This is a genomic window from Pseudomonas sp. NPDC088322, assembly GCF_044740745.1.
GTDB classification, from domain to species: Bacteria; Pseudomonadota; Gammaproteobacteria; order Pseudomonadales; family Pseudomonadaceae; genus Aquipseudomonas; species Aquipseudomonas shirazensis.
The window spans coordinates 243393-262698 of record NZ_JBIURK010000001.1; the positions used below are offsets into that span (position 1 = coordinate 243393).

Sequence of the window (19306 nt, forward strand, 5' to 3'; positions counted from 1 at the left end):
TTTTTCTCGTGGTGGTGGGTGAATCACAGGGACAGGCTCCAATCCAGCACCCAGAATCCCGGCTCGAGGGCCTGTCGAGAACGGTCACTGGCGTACAGCGGAAATTGATAGTCGAGGCGCAAACGGCTGCCCGGCAGGCTGACCTCGACGCCAGCGGCGGCGCCGGCCAGTCGTTGCCAGGGGCTGTCGCTGGTGAGGCGGGCCCAACCCAGGTCTAGGCTGAGTTGTGGGCGTAGCTGCAAGTTGAAGGGCAGGGGTATGGCCAAGGGTTGGCTAACGCTGTTGCGCCAGACCGCGCCGCTGGCGCCGGCGACGCTGTAGGCGCGAAAACCGCGTACCGCCGAGTCGTCGCTGAGCAGCAACTGTTCGATGGCCGGCAGCACATCGCGGCTGTACTGCAGATTGAGTTCGCTCTGCCAGCGCCAGGGGCTTTGCGCTGGCCCCTGACGCACATGCAGCAGATTTGCCCGGTACTTGAGAAACTGCGCTTGTGGATGCGCGGCTGCGCTAGCCGGTGGGTCTGCGCCAAACCAGGCCAAGCCGCGGGCAATGCCGAGGTAGCCGTGCCACAGGCCTGCCTCCAGCCACAGCAGATTGACCCCGGCGTCCAGCGTGGTCAGGGTCGGGCTCTGTAGTTGCAGCAGGCTGTCGTCGAGGCGGTTCTGCAGTTGCTTGTGGTCAAGCCGCGCGCTGGCGCTGAGCATGCCGTGCTGACCGCGCCAGAGCACGCGCTCGGCGCTCACGCCTTGGAAGCGGCTAGTGCCGTTACTGGTGTAACGGGTATCCGGGATCGGCGCTCGGTAGCTCAGCTGGCTGGCGTTGACGGCGAACGTCCACGGGCCGTAGGGCACGCTGTAATACAGGCTGGCGCCCTGGCTCTGCCCCGGTGCGTCGAATACGGCGGCGTTGAGGGTCAGGCGCAGGTCGTCGTTGACCTGCAGCGGGCTGTCGACGCCGAGGCCGAGGCTCAACCTGTGGCGACCGGTAAGGGGGCTGCCGCGGTTGTCCAGGCGGCTGTCCAGGTGCCAGCGCGAACCCACTGCGCGCGGCTCGATGAGTATCTGGGTGCCGCCCTGCAGGGTGCCCGGCAGCAGCGCGGCAGTCAGGTCGTAGGCGCGCAGCCGATTGAGTTGGTCGAGGCCTTGCTCCAGATCAGGCAAGTACAACGGCCGGCCCAGCAGATTGGGAAAGGCGCCGCGTAACGACAATGGCAGGTCGGGATCGGCAAGCCTGATCGACTCGACAAAGCCTTCGATGATGACCACCTCGAGTGGCTTGCCAGTCGCCGGTTGCCGGGCCAGGTACGGTCGACTGGCCGGATAACCGGCGCGTACATAGAGTTCGGTGATGGCCTTGAGTAGGCGATTGAGATCGGCCACGCCCGTGCAGGATGGCAGCAGCGGCCGCAGGTGTTGTTCAAGGTCGGCGCTGGAGATCTGTTTGTTGCCGGTGATGCGCACACCGGAGATCGCCCAGCACTGTTGATCAGGCGGGGCTGACGTGGTCGACTCGACAGTGCTGTCGACCCGCCCCCGGCGCTGCCACTGCTGCAAACGCTGGTGCTGCTCGATTTGCTGCAGCGCGCGTTGTTGATCACGTATCTGCTGGCTGGCGGGGTCGCTGGCGAGCGCCTCTACTGTGCCAAACAGGCCCAGCAAAAGGGCGCAAAGGATTAGTCGACCTACACGGGGCAGGCAAGTAGGCATGGTGAACTTCCGCAACTAGGGCACGGTTTGCGTGCTTCTTTGCGGAAATTCTAAGAAGTTGGCTATTGGAAAATATGCCGTACCTTGCTGACCGGAGCGTCAGACAAGTGCGCGAAGTGCGTAGGAAATTTCTTGTCAGGAGCCGGCCGCTTCAGGGCCGGATCTCGATCATGGTGCCATCCTTGACCATGCTCCATACCTCGCGCATATCGGCATTGCGCATGGCGATACAGCCCTCGGTCCAGTCCAGGGTATGGAAATACCACTCCGGGTATTCCTCATCCAGCGGCGTACCGTGGATCATGATCATGCTGCCGGCGGATACGCCTGCGCGGCGGGCTTTGGCGGCGTCGGTGATGTTTGGGTAGGAGATATGCATGGCCAGGTTGTAGCGGTCGCTGGCCTTGCGCCAATCGAGCCAGTAGAAACCTTCCGGGGTGCGTTTGTCGCCTTCGCGCTCCTTGGCGCCCTTGGGCTGCTTGCCCAGCGAGATGCGGTAGGTCTTGAGCGGCTCGCCGCGGCTGATCAGTTGCAGGCGGCGTTCGGACTTGAGCACCAACACCTTGTCGATCAGCGGTTGCTGGGTCTGCTGCTGTTGCTGTTGCTGCTGCTGCTGCTGCTGCTGCGCGGGCGCCTGGGTTTGCACCTGGCCCTGGGGCTTGCGAATGATGACTTCGGTAAACGCCGCTTGCGACACCGAAGCGACACCACAGCAGATAAGGGCTAGCAACCAACGCATGAAACGGTATCCCTGCAGACTAGGTAATGGGCGGCGCAACGGTCATCGGCGCCACGTATTCATGGCCTATGGGGAAGTGCTGCTCGATGCGGTCGCGATAATAGCATTCTAGTGTGCGTGCGACTGTGCGAAAAGCCAGATGGTCCCACGGGATCTCATGCTCCTCGAACAAACGCACCTCCAGGCTTTCGACGCCGACGGCATAGTCCAGATCGGCCAGTTCGGCGCGGAAGAACAGGTGTACCTGATTGATATGCGGCAGGTCGAACAGCTGATACAGCCTCATTTCGCCGACCCTGGCGCAGGCTTCTTCGACGGTTTCGCGACGAGCGGCCTGATCGATGGTCTCGCCGTTCTCCATGAAGCCTGCGGGCAGAGTCCAGAAGCCGCGGCGTGGCTCGATAGCGCGGCGGCACAGCAGCACCTGGCTGCCATGGGTCGGTAGCACCCCGGCGACGATGTTGGGGTTTTGGTAATGGATAGTCTGGCAATGATCGCAGACGTAGCGCAGGCGGCTGTCGCCGTCGGGGATGCGCTGGATGACCGGCTTGCCGCACGCGCTGCAGAAATTCATGCTTTGCTCCCTTTATATGCGCCTATCTTGGCGCGCCTTGCCGCCCGCCAGCAAGTGCCCGTCGGCCAGGGCTTGGGTGGCCCGCAGCTTTTGGTGCATCATGCACGGCAGGCCTTGCAATCGAGAGTGCGTATGCTGGACGAGCTGTTGCGCCGAATGAGCAACCATACCCCCGCGGCCATGGCGGGTGACCGTCGTTTTCCGGAAGCGGCGGTGCTGCTGCCCATCACCCGCAGCGATGAGCCCGAGCTGGTCTTGACCCTGCGGGCCAAGGGCCTGTCGACCCATGGCGGCGAAGTGGCGTTTCCCGGTGGACGGCGTGACCCGGAAGATCCGGATCTGGTGTTCACCGCGCTGCGCGAAGCCCATGAAGAGATCGGCCTGCCGCCGGGCCTGGTGGAAGTGATCGGGCCGCTCAGCCCGCTGATTTCGCTGCATGGCCTGAAGGTGACGCCGTTCGTCGGTTTGATCCCTGACTACGTCGAATATCGGCCCAACGACGCCGAGATTGCCGCGGTGTTCAGCGTGCCGCTGGAGTTCTTCCGTCAGGACCCGCGCGACCACACCCACCGCATCGATTATCAAGGCCGCAGTTGGTATGTGCCCAGCTATCGCTATGAGGGCTACAAGATCTGGGGTTTGTCGGCGATCATGATCGTCGAACTGGTCAACCTGTTGTATGACGCAGGTATCAGCCTGCATCAGCCGCCTGAGCGTTTCATCAATATCTGAGTGGGGTCGACCCCACCAAGCCGCCGACCGTGAGGAGCCAACCATGAAGTACCGCCTGGGTAACATGCACGTAGAGACCCATCCCACCAGCTGGACGGCACCGACCGCCACGCTGATCGGCAAGGTCCGCCTGCAGGCCGGGGCCAGCGTCTGGTTTGGCGCGGTGCTGCGCGGCGACAACGAGCTGATCGACATCGGCGAGGGCAGTAATGTCCAGGACGGCACCGTAATGCACACCGACATGGGCTCGCCGCTGACCATCGGCAAGGGCGTGACCATTGGCCACAACGCCATGCTGCATGGCTGCACGGTTGGCGACCACAGCCTGATCGGCATCAACGCGGTGGTGCTCAACGGCGCGCGTATCGGCAAACACTGCATCATCGGCGCCAATGCGCTGATTGCCGAAGGCAAGGAAATCCCTGACGGCTCGTTGGTGATGGGCTCGCCGGGCAAGGTCGTGCGCGAGCTTACCGATGCGCAGAAAACCATGCTCGAAGCCAGCGCCGCTCACTACGTGCACAACGCCGAGCGCTATGCCCGCGACCTGGCCGTGCAGGAAGACTGACATGAGCGAAGTCGAACGTCCGGTCAGCTCGCCCTGCGTGAACATCTGCGCGCTGGATGAGCAGGATATCTGCACCGGTTGCCAGCGCAGCGTGGCCGAGATCAGCCGCTGGGGGCGGATGGATAACGACGAACGTCGGCAGGTACTCAGGCTGTGCCATGAGCGGGCGCTGGCGTCCGGGATGATTGTTGGCCTGTGAGGCTGGCGTTGACTTGAAAATCAAGTAATCTGTGCGGCTTGCCCGAAGGTCGCTCACCATGTTCTATCTGCTCGCCTATATCAGCAGCGTAGTGCTGATCAACTACGCGTTTTCCAGCGCTCCGCATCTGGACGTGATCTGGTCCGCCTGGGGCGGGCTGGTGTTCATTCTGCGTGACATGGTGCAAACCCGCTTTGGCCACGGCGCGCTGGTGGCGATGCTGGCCGCGCTGGTGCTGTCATACATCACCTCGGAACCGGCCATCGCCCTGGCCAGCGCCACCGCGTTCTTTGTCTCCGAACTGATCGACTGGCTGGTGTTCAGCATCACCAAGCGGCCGCTGCGCGATCGCCTGTGGCTGAGTTCGGCGCTGAGCATTCCGGTGGACACCTTTATCTTCTTCGGCATGATCGGCGCGTTGACGCCGCTTGTGGTCGGCACCGCCATGGCCTCCAAGTTTGCCGGTGTCAGCGCCGTGTGGTTGGCGATGACCTGGCGCGCACGCAAGGCAGCGCTGCTGCGCTGAGCGCCGCGCCTGTTGTAGAATACCGGTCCTTTTTCAGCGGGTAGCGCTCAGCCTGACGCCGCCCCGCACGCCCACGAGGACCTGAAATGACCCGTATCGGAACTCCACTGTCGCCGACCGCGACCCGTGTACTGCTGTGCGGCTGCGGCGAGCTGGGCAAAGAAGTGGTGATCGAGCTGCAGCGCCTGGGCGTCGAAGTGATCGCCGTCGACCGCTACGCCAACGCGCCGGCCATGCAGGTCGCGCACCGTAGCCACGTCATCAACATGCTTGATGGGGTTGCGCTGCGGGCAGTGATCGAGGCAGAAAAACCGCATTACATCGTCCCTGAAATCGAAGCCATCGCCACCGCGACTCTGGTCGAGCTGGAAAACGAAGGCTTCAACGTGGTGCCAACCGCACGCGCGACTCAGCTGACCATGAACCGCGAAGGCATTCGTCGCCTGGCCGCCGAAGAGCTGGACCTGCCGACCTCGCCGTACCACTTCGCCGACACCTTTGAAGACTACGCCAGCGCCGTCAATGACCTCGGCTACCCGTGCGTGGTCAAGCCGGTGATGAGTTCGTCGGGCAAGGGCCAGAGCCTGCTGCGCAGCGCCGATGACCTGCAACAGGCCTGGGACTACGCCCAGGAAGGCGGCCGCGCCGGCAAAGGTCGGGTAATCGTCGAAGGCTTTATCGACTTTGAATACGAGATCACCCTGCTGACCGTGCGCCACGTCGGTGGCACCACCTTCCTTGCACCGGTCGGCCATCGTCAGGAGAAGGGTGACTATCAAGAGTCTTGGCAGCCACAGGCGATGAGCGCCAAGGCTTTGGCCGAGTCGCAGCGCGTCGCCCAGGCAGTCACCGATGCCCTCGGCGGGCGTGGCCTGTTTGGCGTCGAGCTGTTCGTCAAAGGCGATCAGGTGTGGTTCAGCGAAGTCTCGCCGCGCCCGCACGATACCGGCCTGGTCACCTTGATTTCCCAGGACCTGTCGCAGTTTGCCCTGCACGCACGGGCGATTCTCGGTCTGCCAATTCCACTGGTGCGTCAGTTTGGTCCGTCGGCGTCGGCGGTGATCCTGCCGCAAGGCAAGTCGCAGCAGACCAGCTTCGCCAACCTTGGCGCTGCCCTGAGCGAGCCTGACACGGCGATCCGCCTGTTCGGCAAGCCCGAAATCGACGGCCAGCGCCGCATGGGCGTGTGCCTGGCGCGTGACGAGTCGATCGAGGCCGCACGGGCCAAGGCGACCCGTTCAGCGCAGGCGGTCAAGGTCGAGTTCTGATTCAGCAATGGGGCTGCCTTGCAGCCCCAACTTCCATCAGAGGTGCGCGTTGCGCGTCTCCTTCAGGCACAGCACAGCCAGCAGGCTGATCAGCGCTGCCGCCGACACATACCCGCCAACCCAGCTCAAACCGCCCATGCTCACCAGCTTCTGGGCAAAGAACGGTGCCGCCGAGGCGCCGACAATACCGCCCAGGTTATACGCCGCCGACGCGCCGGTATAACGCACCTGAGTCGGGAACAGCTCGGGCAGCAACGCGCCCATCGGCGCGAAGGTCACGCCCATCAAGAACAGTTCGATCGCCAGAAACAGCGCCACGCCCGCGGTCGAGCCTGAGGTCAGCAGTGGCTCCATGGTAAAGCCCGATGCAATTGCCAGCAGTGCGCCGACGATCAGCACCGGTTTGCGCCCGTAGCGGTCGCTGAGCCAGGCCGACAGCGGCGTGGCCAAGGCCATGAACACCACTGCAAAGCACAGCAGGCCAAGGAAGGTCTCGCGGCTGTAGCCAAGGGTGCTCACGCCATAGCTGAGCGAGAATACCGTCGAAATGTAGAACAGCGCATAGCACACGACCATGGCCGCGGCGCCGAGCAGGGTTGGCCGCCAGTGTTTGGCAAAGACATCCACCACCGGCATCTTCACCCGCTGATTGTCGGCAATGGCCTTGGCGAACACCGGGCTCTCTTCAAGCTTGAGGCGCACATACAGACCAACCAGCACCAGTGCGGCGCTGAGCAGGAATGGGATGCGCCAGCCCCACGCGCGGAACTGCTCGTCACTCAGGCCCAGAGCGAGGCCGAGGAACAGCCCGTTGGCCGCCAGAAAACCAATCGACGGGCCAAGTTGCGGGAACATGCCGAACCAGGCGCGCTTGCCTGGCGGGGCGTTCTCTGTGGCCAGCAGTGCTGCGCCGCCCCATTCGCCACCCAGGCCCAGGCCTTGGCCAAAGCGCAGGATGCACAGGATGATCGGTGCCCACACGCCAATGCTGTCGTAGCCCGGCAGCACACCGATCAGCGTGGTCGACACGCCCATCAGCAGCAGCGAGGCAACCAGAGTCGATTTACGGCCGATGCGGTCGCCAAAATGGCCGAACAGGGCGGAACCCAGCGGCCGCGCCATGAAGGCGATGCCGAAAGTCAGAAACGCCGCGAGCATCTGCGCGGTGCCCGAGCCGGACGGGAAGAACACCGGGCCGATCACCAGCGCGGCGGCGGTGGCGTAGACATAGAAGTCGTAGAACTCGATCGCGGTGCCGATAAAGCTGGCGGTAGCCACCCTCGCTGGCGAGTTGACCGGTGCTGCCGGGGTCGAATCGGAATAGGTGCTGCTGGTGGTCATCTGTGTAGATCCCTGACAGTCGAAGCTCCATGGCCGGCGCAGGTCAGACAGGCAGCTGCGCGCGCACAGGCGCTGGAGCGAATGGTTGTGGGTCGCTCGACTGATCAAAGCCCTGGGGGTAGGCGAGGGGAGCGGGCACTGTTCAGGATGGTGAGGCAGGCGCGCGGGGTACATCAGTGGAGCGGACTGGCCGTGTGGCGCCAAATGCGGATAGCGGGCGCGACGGCAGGGCTGGGTAAGCGTGACCCGAGTATAGCTAGCGGGTCACGGTCCAGACCAGTACCTTGCTCGCACAATTGTCTTCGGTTTCAAGGATTTCCAGCCGGTAGCGGCCAATCTTCAGGCACACGGCACTGGCCGGGATGCTTTCCAGTGCCTCGGTGACCAACCCGTTGAGGGTCTTCGGCCCGCCGTCACAGGGCAAATGCCAGCCCAGGCTGCGGTTGACCTCGCGCAGCGAGGCGGCGCCTTCGATGACGAAGCGGCCGTCGGCCTGCGGATGAATGTGCGGGTTCTGCGGGCTTTGCTCGTCCTCGAACTCGCCGACGATTTCTTCGAGGATGTCTTCCAGAGTGACGATGCCCAGCACTTCGCCGTATTCATCGACCACCACGCCAAGGCGCCGTTGCTGCTTGTGAAAGTTCAGCAGCTGCATCTGCAGTGGCGTGCTTTCGGGTACGAAGTAGGGCTCATAGCAGGCGGCGGCAATCGCCTCCAGGGTCAGCTCGGCGTGTGGCAGCAGATGGCTGATCAGCTTGGTGTTGAGGATTGCCTCGACCTGGTTGATGTCGTTGTGAAACACCGGCAGGCGGGTATGCCGGCTGACGATCAGTTGTTCGATGATGCGTTCGATAGGGTCGTCGAGATTGATCCCATCGACTTCGTTGCGTGGCACCAGAATGTCGTTGACGGTGATCTCGTCAAGTGAACGCAAACCATCGAGCAGGCCGTGGCGCTGGGCTTCGAACTCGTCCTGATCGTCATCGTCGTTATTCTGTGGGTGCAGCGCAACCGCAGTCGGCGCCGGGCGGAACGGGCGCAGGATGAGCTTGGCGATGCCGTCGAGCAGGCACGCCAGCGGTTGCAGCAGAGTCAGCGGCAACTTCAGCAGGTTGGCGCCAAGGCTGACGAACGCTTCCGGATTACGCCGTACCATTCGCCGCGGCAGGTATTCGGCCAGTACCAGCACCAAGACCGCAGCCATCAGACCGCCCAGCCAGAAGCCGTGCTCGCCGCTGTAGCGCTGACCCAACAGGCAGCCCAGGCCAAACACCAGTAGCTTGCCCAGGCTGGCGCCGAACACCAACGCCTGAGCCGGCAAGGCAGGTGCGGCAGGCTCTGTGCCACGTGGTTGCGCGTTGAGTTGTTGGCGGGCGCTATCGACCGCAGTGAACAATGCCGCCCACAGCAGCGCCAGGGCCAGGCAACCCAGCAGTGGCGCATGCAACTGGACGAACAGCGGCAGACTATCCATGGACCACCGTCAGATATGCAGGATGAATTCGCGTACCAGCTTGCTGCCGAAATAGGCCAGCATCAGCAGGCAGAAACCGGCCAGGGTCCAGCGGATCGCCTTGTGCCCGCGCCAGCCCAGGCGGGTGCGGCCCCACAGCAGCACGCTGAACACCACCCACGCCACGCAGGCGAGCAAGGTCTTGTGCACCAGGTGCTGGGCAAACAGGTTGTCGAGGAACAGCCAGCCCGAGATCAGTGACAGCGACAGCAGTGCCCAGCCGGCCCAGAGGAAGCCGAACAGCAGGCTTTCCATGGTTTGCAGCGGCGGGAAGTTGCGGATCAGCCCGGACGGGTGCTTGTGCTTGAGCTGGTAGTCCTGCAGCAACAGCAGCAGCGCCTGGAACACGGCGATGGTGAACAGCCCGTATGCCAGGATCGACAGCAGGATATGGGCAAGGATGCCCGGTTCTTCGTTGATCAGCGGCACTGTACCTGCGGGGGCGAACTGCGCCAGCAAGGCGGTGATCGCGCCGAGCGGGAACAGCAGGACCAGCAGGTTCTCCACCGGAATGCGCAGGCACGCCAGCAGGGTCAGGGCGATCACTGCGACGGCGATCAGGCTCGAGGCACTGAAGAAGTCCAGGCTCAGCCCCAACGGGGTGATCAACTGGAAGAACAGCGCGCCGGCCTGGGCGATGACCGCGATCGTGCCGAGCAGACCGAGCAGGCGCTTGTCGGCACGCGTGCCCTGGGCCAGGCGCATGCTGTGGTAGATCGCAGCGGCAATATAAAGGCCGGCGGCGAGCAGATTGGGGATGAGGCTGGGTGAAGAGAGCATAAGTCCTGATAGGCAAGCCCGGGAAGATCGCGAGTTTGGCATAGAACGCGGGTGCCAAGGAAGGCCGAAGCACGGCTCTGCCGTTGATCCAGCGCAGGCCTCGCGCTGCGGATGATTGGGCCGATGGTCCTGTACATGGTGTGCGCGGCGTCAAGTCTCCGCTATAATCGCCGGCTTGCTGTTCCCCGTGCGTGTCGATTACCGCCGGGGCGCCTGACAAATCGCGGCTTTGCCAAGCCTGAAAGGATCACCATGTTCGAAAACCTGACCGACCGCCTGTCACAGACGCTGCGCCATGTCACCGGCAAGGCCAAGCTGACCGAAGACAACATCAAGGACACGCTGCGCGAAGTGCGCATGGCGTTGCTCGAAGCCGACGTTGCGCTGCCGGTGGTCAAGGATTTCGTCAACAGCATCAAGGAACGCGCAATCGGCACCGAGGTGTCGCGCAGCCTGAGCCCGGGCCAGGCGTTCGTGAAGATCGTCCAGGCCGAACTCGAAAGCCTGATGGGCGCAGCCAACGAAGACCTTGCCCTGAACGCCGCCCCGCCCGCCGTGGTGCTGATGGCCGGCCTGCAGGGTGCGGGCAAGACCACCACCGCCGGCAAGCTGGCGCGCTTCCTTAAAGAGCGCAAGAAGAAGTCGGTAATGGTGGTGTCTGCCGACGTCTATCGTCCGGCGGCGATCAAACAGCTGGAGACCCTGGCAGGCGAAGTCGGCGTGACCTTCTTCCCGTCCGACATCAGCCAGAAGCCTGTGGCAATCGCTGAAGCGGCGATCCGCGAGGCCAAGCTCAAGTTCATCGACGTGGTCATCCTCGACACCGCCGGTCGTCTGCACATCGACAGCGACATGATGGACGAGATCAAGGCGCTGCACGCTGCGGTCAAGCCGGTCGAGACCCTGTTCGTGGTCGACGCCATGACCGGTCAGGATGCCGCCAATACCGCCAAGGCGTTTGGTGATGCGCTGCCGCTGACCGGCGTAGTGCTGACCAAAGTCGACGGTGACGCCCGTGGCGGTGCCGCGCTGTCGGTACGCTCGATCACCGGCAAGCCGATCAAGTTCATCGGTATGGGCGAGAAGAGCGACGCGCTCGAGCCGTTCCACCCTGACCGTATCGCCTCGCGCATCCTCGGCATGGGCGACGTGCTCAGCCTGATCGAGCAGGCCGAGCAGACCATCGACAAGGCCAAGGCCGACAAGCTGGCCAAGAAGCTGAAGAAGGGCAAGGGCTTCGACCTCGAAGACTTCCGCGACCAGCTGCAACAGATGAAGAACATGGGCGGCCTCGGCGGCTTGATGGACAAGCTGCCGAGCATCGGCGGGGTCAACCTGTCGCAGATGGGCAATGCCCAGGGCGCGGCCGAGAAGCAGTTCAAGCAGATGGAAGCGATGATCAACTCGATGACCCCGGCCGAGCGCCGCGATCCCGATTTGATCAGCGGTTCGCGCAAGCGCCGCATCGCCCTCGGCTCCGGCACTCAGGTGCAGGACGTCGGCCGGTTGATCAAGCAGCACAAGCAAATGCAGAAGATGATGAAGAAATTTTCCACCAAGGGCGGCATGTCGAAGATGATGCGCGGCCTTGGCGGCATGATGCCAGGTGGCGGCATGCCCAAGATGTAACCCTACTCAGGCCAGTGGCGCGAAGGCGCGGCTGGCCGGGATCCCGCTTCGGCGGGGACACCGCTGCCTTGCGAGAGGCAGCTTTATCGCAGATCGGCAGGCGGGTCTTTTTTCAGGGTGAACAACCCGGTGAAAAAAGGCATTTGCAAATGTCCGGATATTCCTTGAGAATATGCGGCCTTTCGGGCACCCGTGTGCCCGCTGTGCATCATGATTTGCAGCACCGACTACAGGAACGATGTTCAATGCTTACCATTCGTCTTGCCCGTGGCGGCTCCAAAAAGCGCCCGTTCTACCAACTGACCGTAACCGACTCGCGTAACCCGCGTGACGGCTCCCACATCGAACAGGTTGGCTTCTTCAACCCAGTCGCTCGTGGTCAGGAAGTTCGTCTGTCCGTTAAACAAGACCGCGTTGCTCACTGGTTGAGCGTTGGCGCACAGCCGTCTGAGCGTGTTGCTCAGCTGCTGAAGGAAGCTGCCAAGGCTGCTGCCTGAACAGTATGAACGCGACGCCAGAAAAGGCTGACGACCTCATCGTCGTTGGCAAGATTTTTTCGGTACACGGCGTTCGCGGCGAGGTGAAGGTTTATTCCTTTACCGATCCGATTGAAAACCTGTTGGATTACCAGAACTGGACGCTTCGGCGCGAAGGGACGGTCAAGCAGGTCGAGCTGGTCAGTGGCCGTTCCAATAAAAAGGAGCTGGTCGCCAAGCTCAAGGGCCTCGACGATCGTGACGAAGCACGTCTTCTGAGCGGTTACGAGATTTGCATCTCGCGAAGCCTTTTGCCCAACCTGACTGACGACGAGTACTACTGGTACCAGTTGCAAGGTCTGAAAGTCATCAACCAGGACGAGCATCTGTTCGGCACGGTTGATCATCTGTTGGAGACCGGCGCGAACGATGTAATGGTGGTCAAGCCTTGTGCAGGCAGCCTGGATGACCGTGAGCGTCTGTTGCCCTATACGGCGCAATGCGTGCTTGCAGTCGACCTTGAAGCCGGCGTGATGCGGGTCGAATGGGACGCGGATTTCTAACTGATGGGTAACCTTCGCGTAGAAGTCATCACGTTGTTCCCCGAGATGTTCTCGGCCATTACTGAGTACGGCATTACCAGCCGCGCGGTGAAGCAGGGCTTGTTGCAAGTCACTTGCTGGAATCCGCGGGACTACACCACAGATCGTCACCATACGGTGGATGATCGGCCGTTTGGCGGTGGTCCGGGGATGGTGATGAAGATCAAGCCTCTGGAAGATGCACTGGCTAGCGCCAGGCAAGCGACCGGAGCAACGGCGAAGGTGATCTACCTCTCGCCACAGGGCCGCAAGCTGGATCAGCAGGCGGTTCAAGGCTTGGCCGAACAGGAATCTTTGATCCTGATCGCCGGCCGATACGAAGGCATTGACGAGCGCTTTATTGAGGCTCATGTCGATGAAGAGTGGTCGATTGGTGACTATGTACTTTCCGGTGGCGAGCTGCCGGCCATGGTACTGATCGATGCGGTTACGCGGCTGCTGCCCGGAGCTTTAGGGCATGTAGGCTCGGCGGAGGAAGATTCCTTCACCGATGGCTTGCTGGATTGCCCGCACTACACCCGACCTGAGGTGTATGCGGATCAGCGTGTACCCGACGTGTTGCTAAGTGGCAACCATGCACATATCCGGCGATGGCGGATGAAGCAGTCCCTTGGTAGGACCTTCGAACGTCGCGCCGATCTTCTGGAAAGTCGCTCACTTTCTGGAGAAGAGAAAAAGCTGCTCGAGGAATACCTCCGCGAGCGGAACGATAGTTAACGTATCGATGGTGGATCACGTTTTCCACCTTAGGAGCACAGCATGACTAACAAAATCATCCAGCAGCTCGAAGCAGAGCAGATGAGCAAGGAAATCCCTACCTTCGCACCAGGCGACACCATTGTCGTCCAGGTTAAAGTGAAGGAAGGTGATCGTTCCCGTCTGCAGGCATTCGAAGGCGTTGTTATCGCCAAGCGTAACCGCGGTCTGAACAGCGCCTTCACCGTGCGCAAGATCTCCAGCGGCGTTGGCGTTGAGCGTACCTTCCAGACCTACAGCCCGCAGATCGACAGCCTGGCCGTGAAACGTCGTGGTGACGTGCGTAAAGCCAAGCTGTACTACCTGCGTGACCTGTCCGGCAAAGCCGCTCGCATCAAAGAAAAACTGTCCTGAGTACAGTTTGACTGGCGGCTGCGGCCGCCATGCGAGAAAAAAAGCAGCCTTCGGGCTGCTTTTTTGCTTTCTGCAACCTTGCCTTAGTGATGTGACATAACCATGACCAATACCCGCGAGCAGGAAATCCAGCGCCGCACCGAACTGTCGATAACCCGCGTGACCAAGGCGGTGTTCCCCAACACCACCAACCACCACAACACCTTGTTTGGCGGCACCGCGCTGGCCTGGATGGATGAAGTGTCGTTCATCGCCGCAACGCGCTTTTGCCGCTTGCCGTTGGTGACCGTGTCGACCGATCGCATCGACTTCAAACACCCGATCCCGGCCGGAACCATCGTCGAGCTGGTCGGCACTGTGATCAAGGTGGGCAATACCAGCTTGCAGGTGCAGGTCGATGTGTTCGTCGAGAACATGTATCTGGATGGCCGCGAGCGCGCCATTCATGGGGTCTTCAGCTTTGTCGCCATCGACGAGGACAAACGCCCGGTGCCGGTGCTGGCCGGGTTCTGACGCCTGCAGCGCCGAGCGCCGATGACAGCGTGTCGGTGGCTGTGAAACACTCAGCCCATCTTCCCTGGATAGCGACTGTGCATGCCCGCCCTTGACCACCCTTTGATTGACCAGTTTCTCGATGCGCTGTGGCTTGAGAAAGGCCTGTCCGACAACACCCGCGTGTCCTACCGCAGTGACCTTGCGCTGTTCAACGGCTGGCTGCAGGAGCATGGCGTTGCCCTGCCAGATGCTGGTCGCACGTTGATTCTCGATCACCTGGCCTGGCGCCTCGATCAGGGTTACAAGCCGCGCTCGACGGCGCGTTTCATCTCCGGCCTGCGTGGCTTCTTTCGCTACCTGCTGCGGGAGAAGCTGATCGCCGTCGATCCCACCCTGCAGATCGACATGCCGCAACTGGGCAAGCCACTGCCCAAGTCGCTGTCGGAGGCTGACGTCGAGGCGTTGCTGCAGGCGCCGGATCTCAGCGAGGCTATTGGTCAGCGTGATCGGGCCATGCTCGAGGTGTTGTATGCCTGTGGTTTGCGCGTTACCGAACTGATCAGTCTGACCCTTGATCAGGTCAATCTGCGCCAGGGCGTGGTGCGGGTAATGGGCAAGGGTAGCAAGGAACGGCTGGTACCAATGGGTGAGGAAGCTGTGCTGTGGCTGGAGCGCTATGTGCGTCATGGCCGCCCTGAGCTGCTCAACGAGCGCCCCAGCGACGTGCTGTTCCCCAGCCTGCGCGGCGAGCAGATGACCCGGCAGACCTTCTGGCACCGGATCAAGCACCAGGCCAAGGTTGCCGGAATCGACAAGGCCCTGTCGCCGCACACCCTGCGTCATGCCTTTGCCACGCACCTGCTCAATCACGGTGCAGACCTGCGCGTGGTGCAGATGCTGCTGGGCCACAGTGACCTGTCGACCACGCAGATCTACACCCATGTAGCCAAGGCTCGGCTGCAGCAGCTGCATGCACAGCACCATCCGCGTGGATGAAGCAAATTCATGTTGCGCCTAGCGGTCGCTGAGGGCTCATTCAGCACAGCCTGATGTGGTAGGCTTGGGCGGTTTGCACCAAGGGCCGCACGGTCGCCGCGGTTTTTACCCGCAGGTGACGTCTTCGGCCCGGTCCGTCTTCAGGAGTACCCCATGCGCGTGACCCGTATCATTGCCGCCGCCGGCTTGGCGCTGGCCAGTACCTTTGCTGTGGCTGCAACCAGCGAAACCAACAATGGCGCCGCCGAGCAGGCAATCCGCAAGAGCCTGCAGACCCTCGAACTGGAAGTGCCGATCGAGAGCGTCGCCAGCAGCCCGCTCAATGGCCTCTATGAAGTCAAGCTGCAGGGCGGCCGCGTGCTCTACGCCAGCGCCGACGGCCAGTTCGTCATGCAGGGTTATCTGTTCCAGATCGCCGACGGCAAGCCGGTCAACCTGACCGAGAAGACCGAGCGCCAGGGTATCGCCAAGCTCATCAACGGCATTCCAGCTGCCGAGATGGTGGTTTATCCTGCCAAGGGCGAGACCAAGTCGCATATCACCGTGTTCACCGACACCACCTGCCCGTACTGCCACAAGCTGCACGCCGAAGTACCCGAGCTCAACCGTCGCGGTATCGAAGTGCGCTATGTCGCCTTCCCGCGCCAGGGCCTGGGTTCGACCGGTGACGAGCAGTTGCAGGCCGTCTGGTGCTCCAGCGACCGCCGCGCGGCGATGGACAAGATGGCCGATGGCAAGGACGTCAAAGCGGCCAAGTGCGTCAACCCGGTGGGCAAACAGTTCCAGTTGGGCCAGTCGATCGGTGTCAACGGTACGCCAGCCATCGTGCTCGAAAGCGGGCAGGTGATTCCTGGTTACCAGCCAGCCCCGCAAGTGGCCAAGCTGGCCCTGGCTGCCGGCAGCAAGTAATCCAATTCAGTGCGCCGTCGCCATGCGGCGGCGGTAGTTTTCACGGTCGGCCGAGTGCCGGCCGTTCTATGGGGAGTTCACAGTGAAACCGGTCAAAGTAGGCATCTGTGGGTTGGGGACCGTCGGTGGCGGTACCTTCAATGTACTTCAACGCAACGCCGAGGAGATTGCCCGTCGTGCCGGGCGCGGTATTGAAGTTGCTCAGATTGCCATGCGCTCGCAGAACCCGAACTGTCAGATTACCGGTACCCCCATTACCGCTGACGTGTTCGAGGTTGCCAGCAACCCGGAAATCGACGTCGTCATCGAACTGATCGGCGGCTACACCATTGCCCGTGACCTGGTCCTCAAGGCCATCGAAAACGGCAAACATGTGGTTACCGCGAACAAGGCGCTGATCGCCGTGCATGGCAACGAGATCTTTGCCAAGGCGCGCGAGAAGGGCGTTATCGTTGCTTTCGAAGCCGCCGTTGCCGGTGGTATTCCGGTGATCAAGGCGATCCGCGAAGGGCTTTCGGCCAACCGCATCAACTGGCTGGCCGGGATCATCAACGGCACCGGTAACTTCATCCTCACCGAAATGCGCGAAAAAGGCCGGGCGTTCCCCGATGTGCTGGCCGAAGCACAGGCGTTGGGTTACGCCGAAGCCGATCCGACCTTCGACGTCGAAGGCATCGATGCAGCGCACAAGCTGACCATCCTGGCCTCGATTGCCTTTGGTATCCCGCTGCAGTTCGACAAGGCCTACACCGAAGGCATCACTCAGCTGACCACTGCTGACGTCAACTATGCCGAAGCACTGGGCTATCGCATCAAGCACCTGGGCGTGGCCCGTAGCACCGAGGCCGGTATCGAGCTGCGCGTGCACCCGACGCTGATCCCGAGCGACCGCCTGATCGCCAACGTCAATGGCGTGATGAACGCGGTCATGGTCAATGGCGATGCCGCGGGTTCCACGCTGTACTACGGCGCTGGCGCCGGCATGGAGCCGACTGCTTCGTCGGTGATCGCCGACCTTGTCGACGTGGTACGGGCGATGACCTGCGACCCGGAAAACCGCGTGCCGCACCTGGCCTTCCAGCCGGATTCGCTGTCGGCCCACCCGATCCTGCCGATCGAAGCCTGCCAGAGCGCCTACTACCTGCGCATCCAGGCCAAGGATCACCCCGGTGTGCTGGCTCAGGTCGCGAGCATCCTCTCCGAGCGCGGGATCAACATCGAGTCGATCATGCAGAAGGAAGCCGAGGAGCAGGACGGCCTGGTGCCGATGATCCTGGTCACTCATCGCGTGGTCGAGGAGCACATCAACGACGCGATCCTGGCTCTGGAGAGCCTGCAGGATGTAGTCGGCAAGGTCGTGCGCATCCGCGTCGAGCAGCTCAACTAATTTCGCCGTCGGGCCGCGTCTGCGGCCCGGGCCCCAGCATTGAAGGTTTGCACCATGCGCTATATCAGCACCCGCGGCCAGGCACCGGCCCTGAACTTCGAAGACGTCCTGCTTGCCGGTCTCGCCAGTGATGGCGGCCTGTATGTGCCGGAGAACCTGCCGCGTTTTACCCAGGAAGAAATCGCCTCGTGGGCCGGCCTACCGTACCACGAGCTGGCCTTCCGGGTGATGCGCCCGTTCGTGGCCGGCAGCATCGCCGACGCCGACTTCAAGAAGATCCTCGAAGAAACCTACGGCGCCTTCGCCCATGCGGCAGTGGCGCCGCTGCGTCAGCTTGGCTCCAATGAATGGGTACTGGAGTTGTTCCACGGCCCGACCCTGGCGTTCAAGGACTTTGCCCTGCAACTGCTCGGCCGCCTGCTCGATCACGTATTGGCCAAGCGCAACGAGCGCGTGGTGATCGTCGGTGCTACCAGCGGCGACACCGGCTCGGCAGCTATCGAAGGCTGCCGCCGTTGCGACAACGTCGACATCTTCATCCTGCACCCGCATCAGCGCGTATCGGAAGTACAGCGCCGGCAGATGACCACCATCTTTGGCGAAAACATCCACAACATTGCCATCGAAGGCAACTTCGACGATTGCCAGGAGATGGTCAAGGCCAGCTTCGCCGACCAGTCGTTCCTCAAAGGCACGCGCCTGGTGGCAGTCAACTCGATCAACTGGGCGCGGATCATGGCCCAGATCGTCTACTACTTCCACGCCGCCCTGCAGTTGGGCGGGCCGGCGCGTTCTGTGGCGTTCTCGGTGCCGACCGGCAACTTCGGCGACATCTTCGCCGGTTACCTGGCGCGCAACATGGGCCTGCCGATCAGCCAGCTGATCGTCGCGACCAACCGTAACGACATCCTGCACCGCTTCATGAGCGGCAATCAGTACGTCAAGGAAACCCTGCACGCGACCCTGTCGCCGTCGATGGACATCATGGTTTCGTCCAACTTCGAGCGGCTGCTGTTCGACCTGCACGGGCGCAACGGTGCGGCGATTGCCGAGTTGATGGCCAACTTCAAGCAGGGTGGTGGCTTCAGCGTCGAGCAAGACCGCTGGACCGAGGCACGCAAGCTGTTCGATTCGCTGGCGGTCAGTGACGAGCAGACCTGCACGACCATTGCCGAGGTGTTTGCCAGCACGGGTGAGGTGCTTGATCCGCATACGGCGATTGGCGTGCATGCGGCACGTGAGTGCCGGCGCAGTCTGGATACGCCGATGGTGGTGTTGGGTACGGCGCATCCGGTCAAGTTCCCCGAGGCGGTGGAGAAGGCTGGGGTGGGCAAGGCGTTGGAATTGCCGGCGCACCTGACTGACCTGTTTGAGCGGGAAGAGCGGTGTACGGTGTTGGCCAATGACCTGAAAGTGGTGCAGGGGTTTGTTAGCCAGCATGGCAATCGCGGTAAGCCATTGTGATGGGGTAGCTGGGGGACGCTTCTACATCTGGTTTGCCTAGCGCGATTTCTGTAGGAGCGGCCTCGTGTCGCGATTGGGTCGCGCAGCGGCCCCGGCGATCTCCGGTTCGTTCACCATTGCTGTGGGCTTATCCGTTTTCCGATGTTGGTTATGCGGGCCCCTTTCGCCCTTACGGCGAGTCACTTTTTTGGCAAACGCCCCAAAAAAGTAACCAAAAAAGGACTTGGCTCCACATCCGGCCCCTGCCCTGCGCTGCGGGGTTCCCTCGCTCTGGTCTTGCTCCCGGGAGGAC

21 protein-coding genes are annotated in these 19306 nt (G+C 62.2%); 15 read left to right on the forward strand and 6 right to left on the reverse strand.

What is annotated here, in order from left to right:
- Window positions 1-23: 23 nt before the first annotated feature.
- The 3 genes from ACIOAU_RS01085 to ACIOAU_RS01095 form a co-directional block, all read right to left on the reverse strand.
- Window positions 24-1706 (reverse strand): ShlB/FhaC/HecB family hemolysin secretion/activation protein, encoded by a 1683-nt coding sequence (locus ACIOAU_RS01085; protein ID WP_188035499.1) that lies wholly within the window; start codon window positions 1704-1706, stop codon window positions 24-26.
- A 151-nt stretch (window positions 1707-1857) separates the two neighbouring features.
- Window positions 1858-2445: a murein L,D-transpeptidase family protein gene (locus ACIOAU_RS01090; RefSeq protein ID WP_401179453.1), complete on the reverse strand. Its 588-nt coding sequence runs from the start codon at window positions 2443-2445 to the stop codon at window positions 1858-1860.
- Between the two features lie 19 nt (window positions 2446-2464).
- Complete coding sequence (locus ACIOAU_RS01095; RefSeq protein WP_101317077.1) at window positions 2465-3019, reverse strand: NUDIX hydrolase; 555 nt, start codon at window positions 3017-3019, stop codon at window positions 2465-2467.
- A 132-nt stretch (window positions 3020-3151) separates the two neighbouring features.
- Here ACIOAU_RS01095 and ACIOAU_RS01100 point away from each other — a divergent pair, with 132 nt between their 5' ends.
- The 5 genes from ACIOAU_RS01100 (at window position 3152) to purT (ending at window position 6312) form a co-directional block, all read left to right on the forward strand.
- Window positions 3152-3751 carry a CoA pyrophosphatase gene (locus ACIOAU_RS01100; RefSeq protein ID WP_101317079.1) on the forward strand — a complete coding sequence of 200 codons (600 nt, stop codon included), beginning with the start codon at window positions 3152-3154 and terminating at the stop codon, window positions 3749-3751.
- Window positions 3752-3794: 43 nt separating this feature from the next.
- The gene (locus tag ACIOAU_RS01105) at window positions 3795-4319 is read left to right on the forward strand and encodes a gamma carbonic anhydrase family protein (RefSeq protein ID WP_188035501.1); all 525 of its coding nucleotides are present in this window, start codon (window positions 3795-3797) and stop codon (window positions 4317-4319) included.
- 1 nt (window position 4320) lies between these two features.
- On the forward strand, window positions 4321-4518 hold the full coding sequence (locus tag ACIOAU_RS01110; protein WP_101317083.1) for a DUF1289 domain-containing protein: 198 nt from the start codon (window positions 4321-4323) through the stop codon (window positions 4516-4518).
- Between the two features lie 58 nt (window positions 4519-4576).
- Window positions 4577-5044 (forward strand): VUT family protein, encoded by a 468-nt coding sequence (locus ACIOAU_RS01115; RefSeq protein ID WP_101317085.1) that lies wholly within the window; start codon window positions 4577-4579, stop codon window positions 5042-5044.
- Between the two features lie 86 nt (window positions 5045-5130).
- A complete protein-coding gene (purT, locus tag ACIOAU_RS01120; protein ID WP_101317087.1) occupies window positions 5131-6312 on the forward strand; it encodes a formate-dependent phosphoribosylglycinamide formyltransferase in 1182 nt (393 codons plus the stop codon).
- 36 nt (window positions 6313-6348) lie between these two features.
- On the opposite strand, the gene ACIOAU_RS01125 is transcribed toward purT, so the two are convergent.
- The 3 genes from ACIOAU_RS01125 to ACIOAU_RS01135 all read right to left on the reverse strand — a co-directional run bounded on the left by ACIOAU_RS01125 (window position 6349) and on the right by ACIOAU_RS01135 (window position 9946).
- A complete protein-coding gene (locus tag ACIOAU_RS01125) occupies window positions 6349-7653 on the reverse strand; it encodes an MFS transporter (RefSeq protein ID WP_101317089.1) in 1305 nt (434 codons plus the stop codon).
- Window positions 7654-7909: 256 nt separating this feature from the next.
- The gene (locus ACIOAU_RS01130; protein ID WP_150573305.1) at window positions 7910-9127 is read right to left on the reverse strand and encodes a transporter associated domain-containing protein; all 1218 of its coding nucleotides are present in this window, start codon (window positions 9125-9127) and stop codon (window positions 7910-7912) included.
- 9 nt (window positions 9128-9136) lie between these two features.
- A complete protein-coding gene (locus ACIOAU_RS01135; RefSeq protein WP_101317093.1) occupies window positions 9137-9946 on the reverse strand; it encodes an inner membrane protein YpjD in 810 nt (269 codons plus the stop codon).
- A 252-nt stretch (window positions 9947-10198) separates the two neighbouring features.
- Between ACIOAU_RS01135 and ffh the strand changes: the two genes are divergently transcribed.
- The 10 genes from ffh (at window position 10199) to thrC (ending at window position 19014) form a co-directional block, all read left to right on the forward strand.
- The gene (ffh, locus tag ACIOAU_RS01140; protein WP_101317095.1) at window positions 10199-11575 is read left to right on the forward strand and encodes a signal recognition particle protein; all 1377 of its coding nucleotides are present in this window, start codon (window positions 10199-10201) and stop codon (window positions 11573-11575) included.
- 245 nt (window positions 11576-11820) lie between these two features.
- Window positions 11821-12072 (forward strand): 30S ribosomal protein S16, encoded by a 252-nt coding sequence (gene rpsP / locus ACIOAU_RS01145; RefSeq protein WP_101317097.1) that lies wholly within the window; start codon window positions 11821-11823, stop codon window positions 12070-12072.
- Window positions 12073-12077: 5 nt separating this feature from the next.
- Window positions 12078-12614: a ribosome maturation factor RimM gene (gene rimM / locus ACIOAU_RS01150; RefSeq protein WP_101317099.1), complete on the forward strand. Its 537-nt coding sequence runs from the start codon at window positions 12078-12080 to the stop codon at window positions 12612-12614.
- Window positions 12615-12617: 3 nt separating this feature from the next.
- Window positions 12618-13370 carry a tRNA (guanosine(37)-N1)-methyltransferase TrmD gene (gene trmD / locus ACIOAU_RS01155; RefSeq protein WP_103436271.1) on the forward strand — a complete coding sequence of 251 codons (753 nt, stop codon included), beginning with the start codon at window positions 12618-12620 and terminating at the stop codon, window positions 13368-13370.
- A 42-nt stretch (window positions 13371-13412) separates the two neighbouring features.
- A complete protein-coding gene (gene rplS, locus ACIOAU_RS01160; protein WP_023629812.1) occupies window positions 13413-13763 on the forward strand; it encodes a 50S ribosomal protein L19 in 351 nt (116 codons plus the stop codon).
- Between the two features lie 102 nt (window positions 13764-13865).
- Entirely contained in the window at window positions 13866-14276 is a 411-nt protein-coding gene (locus ACIOAU_RS01165) for an acyl-CoA thioesterase (protein ID WP_188035502.1), read from the forward strand.
- Between the two features lie 81 nt (window positions 14277-14357).
- Complete coding sequence (gene xerD / locus ACIOAU_RS01170; RefSeq protein ID WP_101317105.1) at window positions 14358-15254, forward strand: site-specific tyrosine recombinase XerD; 897 nt, start codon at window positions 14358-14360, stop codon at window positions 15252-15254.
- A 153-nt stretch (window positions 15255-15407) separates the two neighbouring features.
- On the forward strand, window positions 15408-16163 hold the full coding sequence (locus ACIOAU_RS01175; protein WP_188035503.1) for a thioredoxin fold domain-containing protein: 756 nt from the start codon (window positions 15408-15410) through the stop codon (window positions 16161-16163).
- A gap of 82 nt (window positions 16164-16245) precedes the next feature.
- On the forward strand, window positions 16246-17550 hold the full coding sequence (locus ACIOAU_RS01180) for a homoserine dehydrogenase (RefSeq protein ID WP_101317109.1): 1305 nt from the start codon (window positions 16246-16248) through the stop codon (window positions 17548-17550).
- A gap of 54 nt (window positions 17551-17604) precedes the next feature.
- Window positions 17605-19014: a threonine synthase gene (gene thrC, locus ACIOAU_RS01185; protein WP_101317111.1), complete on the forward strand. Its 1410-nt coding sequence runs from the start codon at window positions 17605-17607 to the stop codon at window positions 19012-19014.
- The last annotated feature ends 292 nt before the right edge of the window (window positions 19015-19306 follow it).

Excerpts from the sequence above, each read along its gene's own strand:
- ACIOAU_RS01110 (WP_101317083.1), top strand. The coding sequence starts at position 4,321 with ATGAGCGAAGTCGAACGTCCGGTCAGCTCGCCCTGCGTGAACATCTGC.
- ACIOAU_RS01125 (WP_101317089.1), bottom strand. The coding sequence starts at position 7,653 with ATGACCACCAGCAGCACCTATTCCGATTCGACCCCGGCAGCACCGGTC.
- ACIOAU_RS01130 (WP_150573305.1), bottom strand. The coding sequence starts at position 9,127 with ATGGATAGTCTGCCGCTGTTCGTCCAGTTGCATGCGCCACTGCTGGGT.
- ACIOAU_RS01165 (WP_188035502.1), top strand. The coding sequence starts at position 13,866 with ATGACCAATACCCGCGAGCAGGAAATCCAGCGCCGCACCGAACTGTCG.
- ffh (WP_101317095.1), top strand. The coding sequence starts at position 10,199 with ATGTTCGAAAACCTGACCGACCGCCTGTCACAGACGCTGCGCCATGTC.
- ACIOAU_RS01100 (WP_101317079.1), top strand. The coding sequence starts at position 3,152 with ATGCTGGACGAGCTGTTGCGCCGAATGAGCAACCATACCCCCGCGGCC.
- rimM (WP_101317099.1), top strand. The coding sequence starts at position 12,078 with ATGAACGCGACGCCAGAAAAGGCTGACGACCTCATCGTCGTTGGCAAG.
- ACIOAU_RS01085 (WP_188035499.1), bottom strand. The coding sequence starts at position 1,706 with ATGCCTACTTGCCTGCCCCGTGTAGGTCGACTAATCCTTTGCGCCCTT.
- rplS (WP_023629812.1), top strand. The coding sequence starts at position 13,413 with ATGACTAACAAAATCATCCAGCAGCTCGAAGCAGAGCAGATGAGCAAG.
- ACIOAU_RS01135 (WP_101317093.1), bottom strand. The coding sequence starts at position 9,946 with ATGCTCTCTTCACCCAGCCTCATCCCCAATCTGCTCGCCGCCGGCCTT.
- ACIOAU_RS01175 (WP_188035503.1), top strand. The coding sequence starts at position 15,408 with ATGCGCGTGACCCGTATCATTGCCGCCGCCGGCTTGGCGCTGGCCAGT.
- purT (WP_101317087.1), top strand. The coding sequence starts at position 5,131 with ATGACCCGTATCGGAACTCCACTGTCGCCGACCGCGACCCGTGTACTG.
- ACIOAU_RS01095 (WP_101317077.1), bottom strand. The coding sequence starts at position 3,019 with ATGAATTTCTGCAGCGCGTGCGGCAAGCCGGTCATCCAGCGCATCCCC.
- thrC (WP_101317111.1), top strand. The coding sequence starts at position 17,605 with ATGCGCTATATCAGCACCCGCGGCCAGGCACCGGCCCTGAACTTCGAA.
- ACIOAU_RS01105 (WP_188035501.1), top strand. The coding sequence starts at position 3,795 with ATGAAGTACCGCCTGGGTAACATGCACGTAGAGACCCATCCCACCAGC.
- ACIOAU_RS01115 (WP_101317085.1), top strand. The coding sequence starts at position 4,577 with ATGTTCTATCTGCTCGCCTATATCAGCAGCGTAGTGCTGATCAACTAC.
- xerD (WP_101317105.1), top strand. The coding sequence starts at position 14,358 with ATGCCCGCCCTTGACCACCCTTTGATTGACCAGTTTCTCGATGCGCTG.
- trmD (WP_103436271.1), top strand. The coding sequence starts at position 12,618 with ATGGGTAACCTTCGCGTAGAAGTCATCACGTTGTTCCCCGAGATGTTC.
- ACIOAU_RS01090 (WP_401179453.1), bottom strand. The coding sequence starts at position 2,445 with ATGCGTTGGTTGCTAGCCCTTATCTGCTGTGGTGTCGCTTCGGTGTCG.
- rpsP (WP_101317097.1), top strand. The coding sequence starts at position 11,821 with ATGCTTACCATTCGTCTTGCCCGTGGCGGCTCCAAAAAGCGCCCGTTC.